Below are 17,844 nucleotides of genomic sequence, written 5' to 3'. Positions count from 1 at the left end.
TGATGCATATCTGCCGGCGGCTTCTGTCGGCAAAACTCCGGTAAAACATTTGATCCGGAGAGGTTTTGTTTCGAAGTTCCGGGCGCACCATGTTTGAATCAGCCGAACATCATCTATGAACGCGACCGCCACCCGCCCTCAGACGCTGCGCGAGGAACTCGCCAACGCGATCAGCCACGGCATCGGTTTCCTGCTCGCCGTCGCCTCGCTGCCCATCCTCGTCGTCTTCTCCGGCCGCCACGGCGGCCACGGCTCGCTCGTCGGCGCCTGCATCTTCTCGGCGACGATGATGCTGCTGTATCTGGCGTCGGCGGTGTACCACGCACTGCCGCAGGACTGGCGCGCCAAACGCTGGTTCCAGCGCCTGGACCACGCGGCGATCTTCCTGTTCATCGCCGGCAGCTACACGCCGTTCGCGCTCGGGCCGCTGCATGGCACCTGGGGCTGGGCGCTGCTGGCGGCGGTCTGGACGATCGCGATCTTCGGCGTCGTCGCCAAGGCCTTCGACCGGCTCTCGCACCCGCTGTGGTCGACCGGCCTGTACGTCGGCATGGGCTGGCTGGTCATCTTCGCGATCGGCCCGCTGGCCGAGCGCATGCCGGTCGGCGGCCTGGTGCTGCTGGTCGCCGGCGGCCTGGCCTATACCGGCGGCGCCGTCTTCTACCTGCTGGACAGCAAGCTGCGCTTCGCGCACTTCGTCTGGCACCTGTTCGTCATCGCCGGCAGCGTCTGCCACTTCTTCGCCGCGCTGCTGCACGCCGCCTGATCAGCGTCCGGCCCAGCCGCGCAGCAGCTGCAGCAACTCCCCGGCCGCGTCGCGCGCCGCCTCGGCGCGCCGCGCCGGGGCCGGCTGCAGCACGAACTCGGCGTGGTCGAGCACCGAAGCCCAGTGGCGGCTTCCCGGCACGCGGTTGTGCAGGTCCTCGAAGCGGCTGCGGATGCCTTGCAGCGCGGCCGCCAGGCCGGCTTCGCCCGCGCCCAGCGCCAGCATCAGGTCGAGTTCGACCAGGCTGGCCGCGGCCCAGAACTCGGGCTGTTCGGCCATGCGCTGCTCCAGTGCCTGGCGCAGCTCGGCGACCGCGTCCGGGTCCAGCCCGGCCCAGCCCGCCTTGCCGGCATGCAGCGCCAGTTCGGCGGCCAGGCGGTTGCTGAGCGGGTAGTGCAGCTGCGGGTCGTGCCGGTCGCGGGCCAGGCCTTCGGCCGCGGCGTAGGCCTGCTGCATCTCGACCAGCGCCGCGTGCTCGGCCGCGGCGTCGGCCGCGAGGCGTTCGAGCATCACGCGCCGCTTGTGCACCGAGCCGATCAGCGCCAGGCGTTCGATCGTGGGCTGGAGCGCCACCAGGCGCTGGAGCTGGGCGACGGCGTCCAGCAGCGCCTGGCGGGCGGCGTCGAGTTCGGGCCGCCCCGCCGTGCGCGCGCCGCGGCGTGCGGCCCGGGGCGCCGGTGCGGCGTCGCGCTCGGCGGCCTGCAGCTGCTCCCAGGCGGCGCGTGCGCTCAGGTTGGCGAGCTGTTCGGCCGCCCGCATCGAGGCGCTGCCGTCGTTGGCCGCGAGCGCGGCCTGGTACCAGCCGATGGCCTTGCGGTCCTCGCCGAGCTCGGCCCAGGCGACGGCATAGGCCTCGGCCACCGCGCCCATGCCGCCCCAGGGCGCCTGGAAACGCGCCTCCAGGCGCCGCAGGCGCTCGGCCCGTGCGCCGCGGCCGTCGGGGCTGGAGAACCGGGCTTCGATCGCGATCTCCTCCAGCGCCAGCGCCAGCCCCACCGGCGAGCCGATCTCCTCGCTGTCGCCGCCGCTGCGTGGCGCCACGGTCTGCGCGTCGCCGGAACGCGGGCGGAAGCACCAGTTCGGGTCGCCGTAGCACTGGTAGGCGGCCCAGGTGTTGCCGCCTTCGTGCCAGGCCGCCAGCCGCGCCTGCGCCACCGCCTCGACGAAGGGCTCGCCGGCCAGCAGCACGCGGTACAGCGTGCGCGCGAAAGCCTCGGCGGCGGCGTCGTCGACGGCCCAGCCGGCGGCGATGACGCAGCGCACGCCGATGTCGATCAGCGCCTCCGACACCGTCGCGGCGAAGCGCGCCCGGTCGAAGCCATCGGGCCCGGCGAGCAGCTCGCCCGCGTCGCGCGCGCCGAGGTGGCAGCAGTTGACGAAGACGAGTTCGGGCACCGTGCGCATCGCCTGGATCTCGGCGGCGCCGAGCACGGTCTTGCCCGAGAGCACGACGCCGCCCTTGGCGCCGGGTTCGCCGTGGCCGGCGACGTGCACGATGCGGTAGCGGCGCTCGAGCAGCGCGTTGACGACGGCCAGCGCATCGTCGCCGGGGCCTTGTTCGCTCGCGATCAGCGCCCGGACACGGTCGCTGCCGACGCCGCCGGCGCCGCGGAACAGGTCGGCGACGGCCTGCGCCTCGTGCCGCGCGCCGGGCAGCCGGGCATAGGGCAGCGGCGCGGCGGAAGGCTCGCCGATGACGAGCACGGCGTCGTCGGCGCTGGCGTCGCTGACCTGCTCGCGGTAGTGCGGCGTGCGCAGCTTGCGCAGCAGCCGGCTGCGGATGGCCCAGGGCCGGGTTTCGACGCCGGGCTGGCCGGCCTGCTGCGTGTCCAGCAGCTCCCAGGGGATGCCGGCGGTGCCGGCGTCGAGTTCGAGCACGGTGCTGGTCGTGCCGCCGAGGAAGGGCTCCAGCTCCACCGGCACCAGCAGCTGGAACAGCGTGCGCCCGAGCTGCGGGTCGTCGTTGGCGTCGCGCGCGGCGCAGGCGACGATCTCGGCGATCAGCTTGCGCTGCGCCTTGCACGCCCGCACCTCGCTGCGCGCGCGGTGCGAGTCGAGCGTGAACTCGATGAAGTCGGCGGCCGCCGAGTTGACGCGGATGAAGTCGTAGTCGGTGCCGCGGTAGGCGTCGAGCGAGCGCCGCAGCGCGCCCAGCCCGCTCTCGACCCGGGGCTCGACCTCCAGCGTGCCGGGAGCGGCGGTGGCCTGCACGCGCAGGCCTTTCCAGGCCTCGACCGCACGTTCCAGGAACAGCTCGACCAGCGTCAGCGCCTGCACGCCGGGCCAGCTCTTGCGCGCCAGCAGCGCATTGGCGTCGCGCACGCCCTGCGCGATCGCACGCGCGGCGCTGCCGGGCGACACGCCCAGGCCGCCGCTGCCCAGCAACGTCGCCGCGAGATCGAAGTCGGCGCCGCCGTGCCCGCTTTCGACCAGACGCTGAGCCCAGGCGAGCACGCCCAGGCGCACGGCGTCGGCGAGTTCGTTGCCCGCCAGGCCGCCTTCGGGCCCGAGACCGACGACGACCACCGCCTGCGGCCGCGGCACCAGCACGCCGCTATCGGCCAGCGGCGACGGGTTCAGGAAGACCTGGCAGCGCCCGAGCCCGTTGGGGTAGAGCCCGAGCGAGAGCGCCTGGCCCATCGCGCCGCCGACCAGGGTGTCGACGGCGCGTTCGGTGCCTTCCAGCCGCAGCGAGTCGTAGTGGCCGACGACCAGCGGCTGGCGCACGAAACACAGGTTGCCGTTGTGCACCTTGATGCGCAGCGGCGGCGGCGTGCGCCGTGGCGCCGCGCCCTCGGCGCCGCGCGCCGGCAGCCGGAACACCGAAGCCGGGTCGCCGGCCGGCGTGGCGTCGTCGCGCTGGCCGCGTGCGGGCCGGCTGAGCTGGTGCGCCACCGCCACCGCGGCGGCGTCGGGCCGCGCCAGCGGCGCCAGCCGCGTGGTGTCGCCGCGCTCCAGCAGCTCGACATAAGCGTCGAAGGCCTCGGCGCGGGTCGGCAGCGCGCCGTGTTCGCAGTCCAGCGTCCAGGTGCGCACGCCCGGCAGCAGCGCCGAGGGCAGCGGCACGCGGCCGTCGCCGCCGTCGACGGCGTCGCGGTATTCGAGGCCGTGTTCGCTCCACTCGAAACCGTCGGGCGTGAACTTCGCGCGGCCGGTGACGAGCAGCAGCCGGTCGGCGAAGGCCGGCAGCGCCTCCTGCACCTGGCGGTCCAGGCGCTCGCGCAGCGCGACCGCACGCGCCAGCACCGCGGGGCCGGGCACGCCCCATTCGTAGGCCGGCACGGTCTCGTCCCAGCCGTCGGACGGGCGGTGCCACCAGTTGAAGCGGCGCGCGGCCTCGAGGTCGCGCGCGGCGATCGCCTTCCAGGTGGCGCTGTCGCCCAGGCCCAGCCTGGCGTCGCACAGCCCGGCCTGCAGCTGCAGAAAGCCGGGGAAGCCGGCCATCAGCGTGCGCGCCTGGTGGTCGCGCAGCGGCATGCCGAAGGCCGCCATCGTGTTGCCGAAGCTGTCGTCGCCGGACAGCACCTGCATCGGCGACCACGAGCCGGCGTTGGGCGTGCCCAGCATCAGCAGGCGCGCGCCGGGGCGCTCCATCAGGCGTTGCCAGAGCTCGGGGCGCTCGAGCTGCAGCGTGCGCGCGAGCAGCCCGCCCATCGAATGCGCCAGCAGCCGCACCGGCTGGCCGCTGGCCACGCGTGCGTCCAGCGCCTGCAGCACCGCGTCGCCCAGGCGCGCCGCCTCGTCCTCCAGCGGCCGGCGCCAGTCGTAGCCGAAGGCGATGACCTCGTGGCTGCGCTCCAGGTGGCGCACCAGGTCCTCGTAGACCGCGGCCACCGGGCCGTCGGGCTGCACCGCGTCGGCGTGGTCCGGGTCGTACTGCAGCAGCGGCAGGCTGCCGAGGAAGTGCGGCCCGAGCCAGATGCGCCGGCCGTCGACCGCGAGGTTGCTGCCCAGGATGCCCGGCAGCACGAAGACTGCCGGCAGTTCGGCACCGGCGCGGCCGTCGGCGCGTGGCGCGGCGCCGCCGCGCAGGCCGTCGGCTTCGCGCCCGGCCCAGGACAGCGGCCCGATCGTGGCGAAGCCGTCGGGCCTGTCCTCGGTCAGCCCCTGGACCACGGCCTCGACGCTGCGCGTGTTGCGGAAGTAGTCGAAGTGCGTGACCCGGGCGCCGCGTTCGAGCACGAAGGCGGCGCCGTCGGCGCGGCGCGTGCCGCCGTACATCGAGCGCGTCTGCACGACGAGGTCGTTGTCGGTCCAGTAGAAGGCGTCGGCCAGCAGCGTCTTCACCCAGCTGCCCAGCGTGTCGCCCTGCAGGTCGCCGGCGACGACACGCAGCTCGCCGGGCAGGCTGGCGTCCGACAGGTTGAGCCATTGCAGCAGCGGGTTGTCGGGCGTCATCGCCGCCAGGCCGGGCAGCTGCAGCCAGTCTTCGCGCCGGCGCGCGACCTCGCCGAGCAGGCCCACCAGCGCCGGCGCCACCGGGATCTGCGCCAGCTCCAGCGCCCACTTCAGCACCGAGATATACGCGTCGAGCCGGTGCGACGCCAGCAGCGTGCCGCGCGCCGGGCAGGCCACGCGCAGGATGCGTTCGACGCGCAGATCGCACTGCTTCACCGCGTCGGCCAGCGCCTGCAGTTCGGGGCGCAGCACCCGTGCTGCGTCGCCCCAGCCGCCGTCCTGGGCTTCGAGGCGGTCGAAGTCGGCCAGCGCCGCGTCAGGGCCGGCGGCGACGCGCGCCAGCACCTCCGCCACCAGGCCGCCGCGCGAATGCGTCAGCAGGTGCAGCCGCAGCGGCTGGCCCGGCGCCAGCGCCTGCACCAGCGTCAGCGCGTTGCGCACCGGGCTCTGCCCCAGCGTCGGGTGGTCGAGCGCATAGACGCGGCCGCCGTAGTGGCCGAACAGGCGCTGCACGCCCGCGGCGTGTTCGCTCCAGAGCTTGGCGAAGGTGCTCGCGGTGTCGACGAAGGTGCCGTGCGCCAGCACCAGCAGCGGCCCGCCGTCGGCGCGGGCCGCGATGCTGCCCGCGGCACAGGGCGGGCGGCCCTTCAGCGCCGGCAGGGTGTCGGGGGCGAGCGCGTAGACGGCGTCGCCGGTCTGGCCGTCGGCGCGGGCGGCGACGGCCTCGACCGCGGCGTCGGCGAGCGCGTCGCGGCCCAGGTCGGTGAGGATCTCGACCGCGCTCAGCAGCACCTCCCCGAGAAAACCCGCGCCGCGGGTCGGCGCCGCCTGTTCCAGCCCGGCCCAGCGCAGCGAGGGGCTCAGTTCGACCACGTCGGCGGCGGCCGCGCCGCGGCTCGGCCGGGGCGTGCCGGCCTGGGCGCAGGCCAGGTCGCGTGCGTGTTCGGGGTGCAGCACCAGCACCGGCCCGCCCTGCAGGTGCAGCGCGACCGCGTCCTGGCCGATGCGCGCCACCAGGCGCTGGCGCTCGCCACCGGCGCGCAGCGCGCCGAGCTGCACCGACTCGAGCACGCGGCCGGGCAGCGCACTGCGGCCTGCCTGGGGCGTGCCGTCGCGCGCGGCGCCCCGCTGCAGGCGGCCGGGCACGATGAAGGTGATGGTCTGGCTCGCCATGGCGGTTCCTGGTGCTGCGGGTCGCGGGCGAGCATCCGGCAAAGGCCGGTGCCGGGCAAGCCGGCGCATCCACCGGCCTAGGGGCGGCGCTCGACCAGCAGCGGCGCGATCAGCAGCAGCGAGCGCAGCCGCTCGCCGGCGGCCTGGGCTTCACCGCGGCTGGCGTAGGGGCCGACCTGCACGCGGTAGGCGAAGACGTCGTCGAAGACGGCGACGGCGAGGTCGCCGGCAGCGTCCAGCACCTGGCGGCGCAGCGTCGCCGCGCCCTCAGGTTGGCGGAACGCGCCCAGCTGCAGCCAGAAACCGGGCGCGGCCGCGGCCGTCGTCGCTCCGGCGGGCGCTGTTGCGCTGCGTGCCGGCGCGCGGGCATCGGCCGCGGCCACCAGCGCCATCAGCGGGTCGGCGGCATCGGGGGCAGCGGCGGCCAGCACCGGCGCGGGCTGCGGCGCCGCTTCGGGTTGCGGCGCGCCGCGGCGCCAGAGGCCGGCGCGGATCTCGTCGTGCGTCAGCCGCCGCACCTCCACCGGCGCGACGCCGGCCAGCAGCCCCAGGCGCAGCGCCGCGGTGTAGCTCAGGTCGATGACGCGGCCGGCGACGAAGGGGCCGCGGTCGTTGACGCGCACGACGACTTCGCGCCCGTTGGCGGGGTTGCGCACGACGGCGTAGCTCGGCAGCGGCATCGTCTTGTGCGCCGCCGACATCGCGTACATGTCGTAAGGCTCGCCGCTGGACGTGGACTTGCCGTGGAAGGCGGTGCCGTACCAGGACGCCAGGCCGCGTTCGCTGTAGGGCTCGTCGGCGGCCATCGGCACGTAGCGCCGGCCCAGCACCTCGTACGGCTTGTTCGGCCCGCCGCGGCGCAGTGGCTCGACACGCGGCTGGGCGTCGGGTGTATTCGACAGGTCGCCCGGCACGCGCGCCGGCGCGCCGTCGCGCGCCGGCCGGCTGGCGCAGGCCGCCAGCAGCACGGCGGCGGCGACGACGGTGGCATGGCGGACGAAACGGGCGGCGGACATCGGCGTGCGCACTGTAGCCGCGGCCGCGCGCGCTGCAAACGGCGCCGCGGCCCACGCGACCGTGCGGCCCGCAGACGTCGGCCGGGGCGCGCGGGCCTAGACTCGCGGCCGGCCACGAGCCCAAGACCTAAAGAGAGCAACCACCCCGATGAGTTCGATCTTCCGCTGGCGCGAAGTGCGCCCCGCCCCCGGCGCCGTCGTCGCCCCCGACGAACGCCTGCCCTGGCCGCAGACCGCGGCGATGGGCGTGCAGCACGTCATCGCGATGTTCGGCGCCACCGTGCTGGCGCCGATCCTGATGGGCTTCGACCCCAACCTCGCGATCCTGATGAGCGGCGTCGGCACGCTGCTCTTCTATTTCATCGTCGGCGGCCGGGTGCCCAGCTACCTGGGGTCGAGCTTCGCGTTCATCGGCGTCGTCATCGCCGCCACCGGCTACGCCGGCCATGGCGCCAACGGCAACCTCGGCGTCGCGCTCGGCGGCATCATCGCCTGCGGCGCCGTCTACACGCTGATCGGCCTGATCGTGATGGCCGTCGGCACACGCTGGATCGAGGCGCTGATGCCGCCGGTGGTCACCGGCTCGGTGGTCGCGGTCATCGGCCTGAACCTGGCCGGCGTGCCGATCAAGAACATGGCGCCGACCTCGTTCGACGCCTGGATGCAGGGTGTGACCTTCGTCTGTGTCGCCGGTGTCGCGGTGTTCACGCGCGGCTTCACGCAGCGCCTGCTGATCCTCGTCGGCCTGATCGTCGCCAGCGCCGTCTACGCCGTGCTGACCAACGGCCTGGGCCTGGGCAAGGCGATCGACCTGTCGGGCGTGATCAACGCCGCCTGGTTCGGCGCGCCGAAGTTCGCGGCGCCGGTGTTCGACAGCGGCGCGATGCTGCTGATCGCGCCGGTGGCGATCATCCTCGTCGCCGAGAACCTGGGCCATCTGAAGGCCGTCGGCGCGATGACCGGCCGCGACCTGAACCCGATGATGGGCCGCGCCTTCGTCGGCGACGGCATCGCGACGATGATCTCCGGCGCCAGCGGCGGCACCGGCGTCACCACCTACGCCGAGAACATCGGCGTCATGGCGGCGACCAAGATCTACTCGACCGCGATCTTCGTCTGCGCCGCCGGCATCGCGCTGCTGCTGGGCTTCTCGCCCAAGTTCGGCGCGCTGATCCAGGCCATTCCGCTGGCGGTGATGGGCGGCGTGTCTATCGTCGTCTTCGGCCTGATCGCGGTGGCCGGCGCCAAGATCTGGGTCGACAACAAGGTCGACTTCTCGGACAACCGCAACCTCGTCGTCGCCGCGATCACGCTGGTGCTGGGCACCGGCGACTACACGCTGAAGTTCGGCGGCTTCACGCTCGGCGGCATCGGAACCGCCACCTTCGGCGCCATCTTGCTGTGGGCGCTGCTGGGCCGGCGCGAAGCGCACGGCTGACATCCGCGCGGCAACCACCCGCCCCTGAAGGCCCGGCCCGCGCCGGGCCTTCTTCTTTGGGGCGCCGCTGCGCAGCGCTTTGCGCAGGTGTGAAGCGGGCTGCGCGCCCGCAAGCGGCCGCAGCCGCCGCGCACCGGGGGAAAACGCCGCGGCGGCCGGGCCGCAGCGTCTGGCACGGGGGTTGCGCAGCACACCCGCCCACCGGGCGGCCGTCGCGGCCGCCGGCGCGGCAGGAGATCCTCATGTTCATCGACTACGACAGGACGCTGGGCCAGATCGAGGCCGAGCTGCAGCGCGTGGGCCTGGCGCTCGGCATCGACTGGGCCGACGACGCCCGCATGCGTGCGCTCGCCCGCGAAGTGTTCGAACACTGGCTGGCCGGCGGCAACGCGGTGCCGGCGCGGACCGACCGGCGCGGCATGTCGCGCTGCACGCTCTTCGGCCTGATCGGCCTGCTGGCCGTGACGCTGACGTCGGCCCCGGCCCCGGCAGCCGCCGACGAGCCCGGCGCGGCGCGCCTGGCGCTGGCCCGAGCCTTCGCTTCGCTGCAGGCCGGCGGCTGAAGCCGGCGGCGGCCGCCGCTCACCCTCCCGCCCCCCGAAGGCCCGGCTCTGCCGGGCCTTCTTTTTTTGGCGCCGCGGCGGCCCGCCAGCCCCTTGCGCGGCGGCAAGTCGCGCTTCGCGCAGCGCGAATCCGACTTTGCGGCAGATCAAAAACGCAATGTCAAGCGATGACAGTTCGCGCCCGAACGGCGCGAGCCGCGGCGATATCGTGTGGCCGTCCCAAGTAAATCCGAAGATGAATTCACCGGACCCCATTCAGGGGCCATGACACGAGGAGAAAACAGATGGGCGCACACGGCACGCTTGGGGGGTCCCAAGCGACTCCACCAAACAAGAAGAAAACCGGCGCGAATAATTTCGGCGGTTGGGGCTGGAGCATGATCGGCTTCAGCCTGCTGATGTACTACAACTTCGCGGCCTGGACCGCGGATGGCCTCAACGTCATCGTCGAGAGTTTCGTCGATCTCCACGGCTGGGATTATGCGACGCTGCTCGCATTCTCGACGCCGGCAGGCTGGCTGGGGGTACTCGGCTCGTTCCTGATCGCCGAGATGATCAACCGCAAAGGCGCCCGCCTGGTCGCCGTCGGGGGTTTGGTCTGCCTCGGCGCGACGATGATCTGGTTCGGCCGCGTGACGACCCCGATGGAATATGCGATCGGCCTCACGCTGATCAACTTCCTGGCCACCGGAACCTGTTTCAACGTGCCCGGCACGCTGCTCACGACCTGGTTCCCGCGGAAAAAGGGCCTGGCTCTGGGCTGGGCCACCATGGGTATGTCGCTGTGTACCGCGACGCTCGTCCCGCTGATGGTCATGCTGTTCAGCCGATTCGGTGTCCAGGATACCTACGCGGTCGTCGGCGGCGTTCTCATCGTCTTCGGCATCGTTTCCTTCTTCTGGGTCCGCAACACCCCCGAGGAACTCGGCTGCTCGCCTGACAACGAGCAGTTGTCCAAGGAGGCGATGGCAGAAAACCTGCGCGAGTTCAACGAGCACAAGAGCCCGTTCACGCTGCCCGTGCTGCTGCGCGACCGCGACATGTGGCTGATCTCGGTGGGTTATGGCGTGCTCTGGCTGGTGGATATCGGTGTGGTCAGCCAGCTGATCCCGCGATTGATTTCGGTGGGCTATGACAAGCAGACCGCGATCATGATGTTCACGACTGCGGCACTGTTCTGCGCGATCTTCAGCTACTTCTGGGGCTGGGCCGACGTGAAATTCGGCACGCGCCGCACCAGCATCGCCTACGCGTTCTTCTTCGCGGCCACCCACGCCTGTCTCCTGGTGCGCGGCAGCGATACCTTCACGTATTTCACGCTGCTGATGGTGGGTGCCAGCATCGCGGGTATCAAGGAACTCGCGACGTCGCAGGTCGGGTCGGTTTACGGGCGTTATGACTTCGCCGCCGCGAACCGCGTGATCTCGACGATCGCCTGCCTCTTCCGGGTGATGTGCTTCGCCGTCATCGCCGCCAGCCTGAAATGGACCGGCGACTTCGACGCCGCCTACATCTTCTTCATCTTCCTCGACTTCGTCGGTGCCGTGCTGATCTTCTTCATCACCACCGAATGCAAGGGCCGGGTCGATGCGAATGACGCGGGCTACGCCCACTGAATATCCAGAGGCCAACTCCTGATATTCACCGACCGCGGCGCGACGAGCCCGCCGCTCCCGGTCGGAAAACCAAGTAGAAACCATGATCTCCAAACCCCTGATCACGGCCGCCGACGCGGCGGCCCTCGTCGAGGACGGGATGACGGTGATGATCGGCGGCTTCATGGCGGTCGGCACGCCGGAAGCCATCGTCGACGCGCTGGTCGCCAGCGGCCGGCGCGATCTGACGATCATCGCCAACGACACCGGCTTCGTCGACCGCGGCGTCGGCAAGCTGGTCGCCAACCGCCAGGTGCGCAAGGTCATCGCCTCGCACATCGGCACCAATCCCGAAACCGGCCGCCAGATGTCCGACGGCGTGCTCGAGGTCGAACTCGTGCCCCAGGGCACGCTGATCGAACGCATCCGCGCCCACGGCGCCGGTCTCGGCGGGGTGCTGACGCCCACCGGCCTGGGCACCGTCGTCGAGACCGGCAAGGCGCGCGTGCGGGTCGGCGAGCGCGACTTCCTGGTCGAGACGCCGCTGCGCGCCGACATCGCCTTCATCCGCAGCTCGCGCTCGGATGCGGCCGGCAACTCGGCCTTCTTCAAGACGACGAAGAACTTCAACCCGACGATGGCGACCGCGGCCGACATCGTCGTCTGCGAGGCGCAGGAGATCGTCGAGATCGGCTACGGCTGCGGCGACGACTTCCAGCTGCCCGGCATCTTCGTCGACCACCTCGTCCAAGGGGAGCGGCGCTGATGGACAAGAACCTGATCCGGCGGCGCATCGCGCGCCGCGTCGCGCGCGAACTCAAGAGCGGCGACCTGGTGAACCTGGGCATCGGCCTGCCGACTGCGGTCGTCAACTTCGTGCCCGACGAACTGGGCGTCGTCTTCCAGTCCGAGAACGGCATGCTGGGCGTGGGCCCGGCGCCGACGCAGCAGGAAGAGATAGACCCTGACATCACCAACGCCGGCGGCCAGCCGGTGGGCGAACTGCCCGGCGCCGTCTACTTCGACAGCGCGATGTCGTTCACGATCATCCGCGGCGGCCACGTCGACGTGACCGTGCTCGGCGCGCTCGAAGTCGACGCCGAGGCCAACCTGGCCAACTGGATCGTGCCCGGCAAGCTGGTGCCGGGAATGGGCGGTGCGATGGACCTCGTGACGGGGGCGCGCCGCGTCATCGTCGCGATGGAGCACTGCGACAAGAACGGCAGGCCGCGCGTCCTCCAACGCTGCTCCCTGCCCCTCACGGCGGTCGCTGTCGTCGACCTGATCGTGACGGAAAAGGCGGTCATCGCGATGACCGCCGACGGACCCCTGCTGACCGAGATCGCCGTCGACACGACGGTCGACGAAGTCATGCAAACGACGGGGGCGCGGCTTGCGGTCGCGCTCGATCTCAAGACTTTCGGTGAAGAGGAGTTAGAGCAATGAAGGTCACGAACGTGGCGGCGGCCAAAGCCTACAACCCCCCGCTGCACAACGGCATGGTGGCGCTGAAGCTCAGCGACAAGGCGCTCACGGGCGCGGAGAAGTTCTGGTGCGGCATGTCGCACTTCCTGCCCGGCGGCGGCGCCGACTGGGCCTACGAGGACTCGCCGACCGAGAAGCTTTACTACGTCATCTCGGGTGAGCTCGTCATCAAGACCAAGGAAGGCGAACAGACGGTGCGTGCCGGCGACGCCGTGTTCCTGGCGCCCTTCGAGGGCCGCTCGGTGATCAACAAGACCAACTACCCCGCCAGCATGCTGGTGGTGGCCATGAACAGCTGAAAGAGGAGAAAGACATGGACCGTCAATGGGATCAACGCGTGAAGGCTCTGTTCGACCTCACGGGCAAGGTGGCCGTCGTCACCGGTGGTGCCGGCTCGCTGGGTGAAGGCGTGGCGCGCGGCCTGGCCGTGCACGGCGCGACGGTGGTCGTCACCGGCCGCACGCTGGAGACGCTGCAGAAGGCCGTGGCGCAGGTCGAGGAGGCCGGCGGCAAGGCCGTGGCCATCACCAGCGACGTCACCGACGAAGCCTCGGTGCAGGCGCTGGCCGACAAGGTGCTGACGCAGTTCGGCCGCGTCGACCTGCTGGTCAACATCGCCGGCATCGCGCGCCGGCACCCGGCCGAGAAGTTCCCGGTCGAGGACTTCCGCAAGGTCATCGAAGCCAACGTCACCGGCACCTTCATCCCCTGCAAGGTGTTCGGCGAGATCTTCGTGCGCCAGAAGAGCGGCAAGATCGTCAACACCTCCTCGGTGCGTGCCTTCGCCGGCCACCCGGGCGGCTACGCGGCCTACGGCACCAGCAAGGGCGCGGTCAACCTGATGACCAAGCAGCTGGCCACCGAATGGGCCAAGTACGGCGTCAACGTCAACGCCGTCGCGCCGACGATCTTCTGGACGCCGCTGACGCAGGAAGTCCTGGAAGACGAGAAGCTGAAGAAGATCTTCCTCGACCGCATCCCGATGGGCCGCGCCGCCGAAGTGATCGACATGGTCGGCACCACGGTCTACCTGTGCTCGCCGGCCTCGGACTTCATCACTGGCCAGATCGTCTACGTCGACGGCGGCTGTACCGCGGGCTGAGGACCGCCCTTTTCGTTTCGCCGCCGCTCCTCCCTCGGGGCCCGGCCCCCGCGGCGGCCTGTCTCAACACCAAACTGGATTCATCATGGGCAAGAAAGTACTCGTGGACCTCAGCCACCCGTTCGGCGCAACCTCGCCGCTGTGGCCGTATTTCCAAGCACCGCAGATCAGCAAGCTGCACTACATGGCCAAGTCGGGCGTGCTGACGCAGCAGATCACCGCGACGATGCACTGCTCGACCCACGCCGACTCGCCGGCGCACGTGGTCGAAGGCAAGGAGTTCACGCACGAGATCCCGCTCGACAAGTACTACGGCGACGCGGTGTGCGTGCACATCGAGAAGCCCGAGTGGGGCGTGATCACCGGTGAAGACCTCGAGAAGGCGACCCCGGAAATCCGCCCGGGCGACATCGTCATCGTGCACACCGGCTGGCACAAGTACTACGGCGACAACACCAAGTACTACCACTACGCGCCGGGCCTGGGCCGCAGCGCCGGCGAATGGTTCGTCAAGAAGGGCGTGAAGGCCGTCGGCGTCGACCAGCAGGCGCTGGACCACCCGCTGCACACCGCCATCGGCCCGCACGGCACCGGCCCGCTGGTGCCGCGCCTGATGGACGAGTACCGCGAGCGCACCGGCCGCGAGGTCAAGGACGACTTCCCCGAATGGGAACCGTGCCACAACCTGATCCTGGGCAACGGGATCATGGGCTACGAGAACGTCGGCGGCGACATCGAGAAGGTGGTCGGCAAGCGCTTCAAGATCATGGGCTTCCCGATCCGCTGGTACATGGGCGACGGCTCGTGGGTGCGCCTGGTCGCCGAGATCGACGAGGACGACCTGAATCCCGTGCCCGATCGCGTCTACAAGTACGGCACTTATTAAGGCCCACCCCCGAAGCGCCTTCGGCGCTCCCCCTCAAGGGGGCGCCGCAAGTGACCCGGCAAAGCCGGGCCACTGCGGCAGCTTGACTCGTTCGGCAGGGCCCGGACGGTTAGCGAGGCGCTGCTGAACATCTGCCGGTGCCGCGTCCGTTGGCGGGCGCGGGGCTGGCCGGCCGGGCTCTCGCGGGTGCTCGGTCGAACGACGGAAAGACTGACATGAACCTCAGCAACAAAGTGATCTGCACCGTCGCGTGCACCGGTGCGTGGCCGAGCAAGGCCGACACGCCGTACATCCCGCTGACGCCGCAGGAAGAAGCCGACGAGATCGTGCGCTGCTGGGAGGCGGGGGCCTCGATCGCGCACATCCACGTGCGCAACGACGAAGGCAAGGCCTCGATGGACTTCGACAAGTTCGCCGAGACCGTGCGCCTGGTGCGCGCCCGTGCGGACATCGTCATCAACCTGACGACCTCCGGCGGCCTGGGCCTCACCGACGAGATCCGGATGAAGCCGTTCCAGCAGCTGCGCCCGGAGATCTGCTCCTTCGACGCCGGCACGATGAACTGGGCGCACTCGACGATCTTCGAGAACAGCCCGCGTTTCCTGGAGAAGCTGGCGATCGAGACCGCGGCCTGCGGCGTCAAGCCCGAGTACGAGATCTTCGACGCCGGGATGATCTACAACATCGCCTACTACCGCCGCAAAGGCCTGCTGCAGCATCGGCCGCACTTCCAGTTCGTGCTCGGCGCGCCCGGCGGCATGACGGCCGAAGTGCGCAACCTGATGTTCCTGCTGGACACCTGCCGCGAGGCCGTGGGCGAGGACTTCACCTGGGGCGGCCTGGGCATAGGCAAGGGCCATCTGCCGATCCAGCTCGCCTGCCTGGCGCTGGGCGGCCACGTGCGCGTCGGCATGGAAGACAACATCTTCTACCGCAAGGGCCAGCTGGCGAAGAGCAACGTCGAGTTCGTCGAGCGCGTCAAGCGCCTGGCGGCCGAGGTCGACAAGGAAGTCGCGACGCCGGACGAGGCGCGCGAGATCCTGCAGCTCAGGCGTCAAGCCTGAAGTTGGAGCCGTCGTGCGGCAGCCTGCCCGCCTCGGCCGTGTCCGCCAGATCCGGCGTGTCCGGATCGGCGGCATCGGCAACGGTCTGCTCCAGGTGGTGCAGACCGTTGGCGGCGATGTCGCGCAGCCTTTCCAGGTCGAGCACGATGGTCTTGCCGTACTTCGAACCCATGATGCCCAGTTGCGCGAAGCGCTTGAGCGTCTTGGCGACGAAGGGACGCGACAGGCGCAGGCAGTCGGAGATGAACTCGATCGAGAACGGCAACTGCTGCTGCGGGATCGCGCTCCAGCCGCAGCAGTGCACCAGGAACTGGGCGACACACTGCTCCTTGCTGCCCGCCTTGTGCGTGCGCAGCGCCAGCCGCATGTCGTCCAGCGTCTGGCCCAGGCCATTGATGACGAAGGCCTGGAACTCGGGAAAGTGTTCCAGCAGGTGCACGAACACGTGGCTGGGGATCAGCAGCAGCTCGACGCGCGTGACGGCGTAGAGCTCGAAATCCAGCGGCCTATGCTGCAGCGTGTTGTTCACGAGCAGCAGGCGGTCCGGATGGAAATGCGTCAGCAGGATGCGTTCGTCCTCGGCGTTCGAGATCCACGAGAACAGCATGCCGGTGAGCGTGTAGACCACGCCACCGGGGTGCGTGCCCTGCGGGAACACGACCGAGTTGCTCGGGTAGGTCCGGACCTTGGAACCGTCGGCGATTGCGTGCCGCAGCGGTTGCGAGAAGCCCCTCATCAGGGGCAGTTCGAGAAGCTTGGCGGTGTCCACCTGATGCCGTACTGCGGTTGCCTGCGCCGCCCTGCGCAGGCGGCACGTCAGTCTAGTGCGAGCGCCTCGCCTTATCCACTGTTTGGATGAAATAGCGGGTGCATCGTGAGATACGTAATACACCGGAGACGGCGGCCGTCAGGCCCTGTCTTCCGAGGAGAACTGTGGTCATGAACATCGGAGTGCCGTTGGAGACGTACCTCGGGGAAACCCGGGTCGCCGTCACCCCGGAGACGGCGAAAAAACTGAAGGCCCAGGGCCACACCGTGAAGGTGCAGAGCGGCGCGGGGGTGGCGGCAAGCGCACCCGACGAAGCGTATGCGGCCGTCGGTGCGGAGATCACGGACCGCGCGGGTGCGCTGGCTGCCGAGCTGGTGCTCAAGGTCAGGAGCCCGGACGCCGACGAACTCGCGCTGATGAAGCCGGGCGCGGTGCTGGTGGGCATGCTCAACCCCTTCGACAAGCCCGGGCTGCAGGCCTTGGCGAGTGCAGGGCTGACCGCGTTCGCGCTCGAAGCCGCGCCACGCACGACGCGTGCGCAGAGCATGGACGTGCTGTCCAGCCAGGCCAACATCGGCGGCTACAAGGCCGTGATGATGGCGGCCGACCGCTACCAGCGCCTGTTCCCGATGCTGATGACGGCGGCCGGCACGATCAAGGCCGCACGTGTCGTGATCCTGGGTGTGGGCGTGGCCGGTCTGCAGGCGATCGCGACGGCCAAGCGGCTGGGTGCGGTCATCGAAGCGTCCGACGTCCGCCCCAGCGTCAAGGAGCAGGTCGAGTCGCTGGGCGCCAAGTTCATCGAGGTGCCTTACGAGACGCCCGAAGAGAAGGAAGCGGCCGAAGGCGTGGGCGGCTACGCGCGGCCGATGCCGCCGAGCTGGCTCGAGCGCCAGAAGGTCGAGGTCGCCAAGCGTGTGGCGCAGGCCGACATCGTCATCTCGACGGCCCTGATCCCCGGGCGCGCCGCGCCGGTGCTGATCACCGAGGAGATGGTCAAGAGCATGAAGCCGGGCTCGGTGATCGTCGACATGGCCGCGGGCCGCGGCCCGGACGGTGTCGGCGGCAACTGCCCGCTGACCGAGACCGGGCAGACGGTGAAGAAGCACGGCGTGACGATCATCGGCGAGACCAATCTGCCGGCGCTTGTCGCGGCCGACAGCTCGAGCCTGTACGCGCGCAACGTGCTCGATTTTCTCAAGCTGGTCGTGACGAAGGAGGGCGCGTTCGCGATCCCGGCCGACGACGACATCGTGGCTGCCTGCCTGATGGCGCAGGGCGGCGAGTTGAAGAAGAACTGAAGGAGGCGGAGATGGAAATCGTCAGCCATACCGTCACGAACCTGATCATTTTCGTGCTGGCCATTTATGTGGGCTACCACGTGGTGTGGAACGTGACGCCGGCCCTGCACACGCCGCTGATGGCGGTGACGAACGCGATCTCGGCGATCGTGATCGTCGGCGCGATGCTGGCGGCGGCGCTGACCGAGACGGACCTGGGCAAGACCATGGGCGTTCTCGCCGTGGCGCTGTGCGCGGTCAACGTCTTCGGTGGCTTCCTCGTCACGCGGCGCATGCTCGAGATGTTCA

General features: G+C 70.5%; 15 protein-coding genes. 12 read left to right on the top strand and 3 right to left on the bottom strand.

Going from position 1 to position 17,844, the window contains the following annotated elements:
• Positions 1 to 115: 115 nt before the first annotated feature.
• Complete coding sequence (trhA, locus tag CKO43_RS06090; protein ID WP_200226690.1) at positions 116 to 766, top strand: PAQR family membrane homeostasis protein TrhA; 651 nt, start codon at positions 116 to 118, stop codon at positions 764 to 766.
• On the opposite strand, the gene CKO43_RS06085 is transcribed toward trhA, so the two are convergent.
• Together CKO43_RS06085 and CKO43_RS06080 are read right to left on the bottom strand one after the other, a co-directional pair.
• Complete coding sequence (locus CKO43_RS06085) at positions 767 to 6,337, bottom strand: CHAT domain-containing protein (RefSeq protein WP_200378153.1); 5,571 nt, start codon at positions 6,335 to 6,337, stop codon at positions 767 to 769. It lies immediately after the preceding gene.
• Positions 6,338 to 6,414: 77 nt separating this feature from the next.
• Entirely contained in the window at positions 6,415 to 7,353 is a 939-nt protein-coding gene (locus CKO43_RS06080) for a septal ring lytic transglycosylase RlpA family protein (RefSeq protein WP_200378152.1), read from the bottom strand.
• A 148-nt stretch (positions 7,354 to 7,501) separates the two neighbouring features.
• Between CKO43_RS06080 and CKO43_RS06075 the strand changes: the two genes are divergently transcribed.
• The 9 genes from CKO43_RS06075 to CKO43_RS06035 all read left to right on the top strand — a co-directional run bounded on the left by CKO43_RS06075 (position 7,502) and on the right by CKO43_RS06035 (position 15,486).
• A complete protein-coding gene (locus CKO43_RS06075) occupies positions 7,502 to 8,791 on the top strand; it encodes a solute carrier family 23 protein (RefSeq protein ID WP_200232181.1) in 1,290 nt (429 codons plus the stop codon).
• A gap of 242 nt (positions 8,792 to 9,033) precedes the next feature.
• A complete protein-coding gene (locus CKO43_RS06070) occupies positions 9,034 to 9,354 on the top strand; it encodes a hypothetical protein (protein ID WP_200378151.1) in 321 nt (106 codons plus the stop codon).
• Between the two features lie 284 nt (positions 9,355 to 9,638).
• Positions 9,639 to 10,970 (top strand): MFS transporter, encoded by a 1,332-nt coding sequence (locus tag CKO43_RS06065; RefSeq protein ID WP_200232179.1) that lies wholly within the window; start codon positions 9,639 to 9,641, stop codon positions 10,968 to 10,970.
• A gap of 82 nt (positions 10,971 to 11,052) precedes the next feature.
• Positions 11,053 to 11,715: a CoA transferase subunit A gene (locus tag CKO43_RS06060; RefSeq protein WP_200378150.1), complete on the top strand. Its 663-nt coding sequence runs from the start codon at positions 11,053 to 11,055 to the stop codon at positions 11,713 to 11,715.
• The gene (locus CKO43_RS06055) at positions 11,715 to 12,395 is read left to right on the top strand and encodes a 3-oxoacid CoA-transferase subunit B (RefSeq protein WP_200232177.1); all 681 of its coding nucleotides are present in this window, start codon (positions 11,715 to 11,717) and stop codon (positions 12,393 to 12,395) included. Before CKO43_RS06060 ends, CKO43_RS06055 begins: the two co-directional genes overlap by 1 nt.
• Positions 12,392 to 12,733: a cupin domain-containing protein gene (locus tag CKO43_RS06050; RefSeq protein WP_200232176.1), complete on the top strand. Its 342-nt coding sequence runs from the start codon at positions 12,392 to 12,394 to the stop codon at positions 12,731 to 12,733. The genes CKO43_RS06055 and CKO43_RS06050 overlap by 4 nt, the downstream gene beginning before the upstream one ends.
• Before the next feature lie 14 nt (positions 12,734 to 12,747).
• Positions 12,748 to 13,536 (top strand): SDR family NAD(P)-dependent oxidoreductase, encoded by a 789-nt coding sequence (locus CKO43_RS06045; RefSeq protein ID WP_200232175.1) that lies wholly within the window; start codon positions 12,748 to 12,750, stop codon positions 13,534 to 13,536.
• Between the two features lie 85 nt (positions 13,537 to 13,621).
• A complete protein-coding gene (locus CKO43_RS06040; protein WP_200232174.1) occupies positions 13,622 to 14,422 on the top strand; it encodes a cyclase family protein in 801 nt (266 codons plus the stop codon).
• A 215-nt stretch (positions 14,423 to 14,637) separates the two neighbouring features.
• Positions 14,638 to 15,486 carry a BKACE family enzyme gene (locus CKO43_RS06035; protein WP_200232173.1) on the top strand — a complete coding sequence of 283 codons (849 nt, stop codon included), beginning with the start codon at positions 14,638 to 14,640 and terminating at the stop codon, positions 15,484 to 15,486.
• Here CKO43_RS06035 and CKO43_RS06030 read toward each other — a convergent pair.
• Positions 15,470 to 16,222 (bottom strand): Crp/Fnr family transcriptional regulator, encoded by a 753-nt coding sequence (locus tag CKO43_RS06030; RefSeq protein WP_200378149.1) that lies wholly within the window; start codon positions 16,220 to 16,222, stop codon positions 15,470 to 15,472. The two genes, CKO43_RS06035 and CKO43_RS06030, sit on opposite strands and share 17 nt — an antisense overlap.
• A gap of 203 nt (positions 16,223 to 16,425) precedes the next feature.
• Between CKO43_RS06030 and CKO43_RS06025 the strand changes: the two genes are divergently transcribed.
• Both CKO43_RS06025 and CKO43_RS06020 read left to right on the top strand, forming a co-directional pair.
• Positions 16,426 to 17,556 (top strand): Re/Si-specific NAD(P)(+) transhydrogenase subunit alpha, encoded by a 1,131-nt coding sequence (locus CKO43_RS06025; protein WP_200378148.1) that lies wholly within the window; start codon positions 16,426 to 16,428, stop codon positions 17,554 to 17,556.
• A gap of 11 nt (positions 17,557 to 17,567) precedes the next feature.
• On the top strand, positions 17,568 to 17,844 hold a 277-nt coding region (locus CKO43_RS06020; protein ID WP_200378147.1), incomplete at its 3' end, for an NAD(P) transhydrogenase subunit alpha.

Source organism: Rubrivivax gelatinosus (assembly GCF_016583785.1).
Lineage (GTDB): Bacteria > Pseudomonadota > Gammaproteobacteria > Burkholderiales > Burkholderiaceae_C > Rubrivivax > Rubrivivax gelatinosus_B.
The sequence above is the reverse complement of the archived record's forward strand: the minus strand, read 5'-3'. Positions and strand labels throughout refer to the sequence as shown.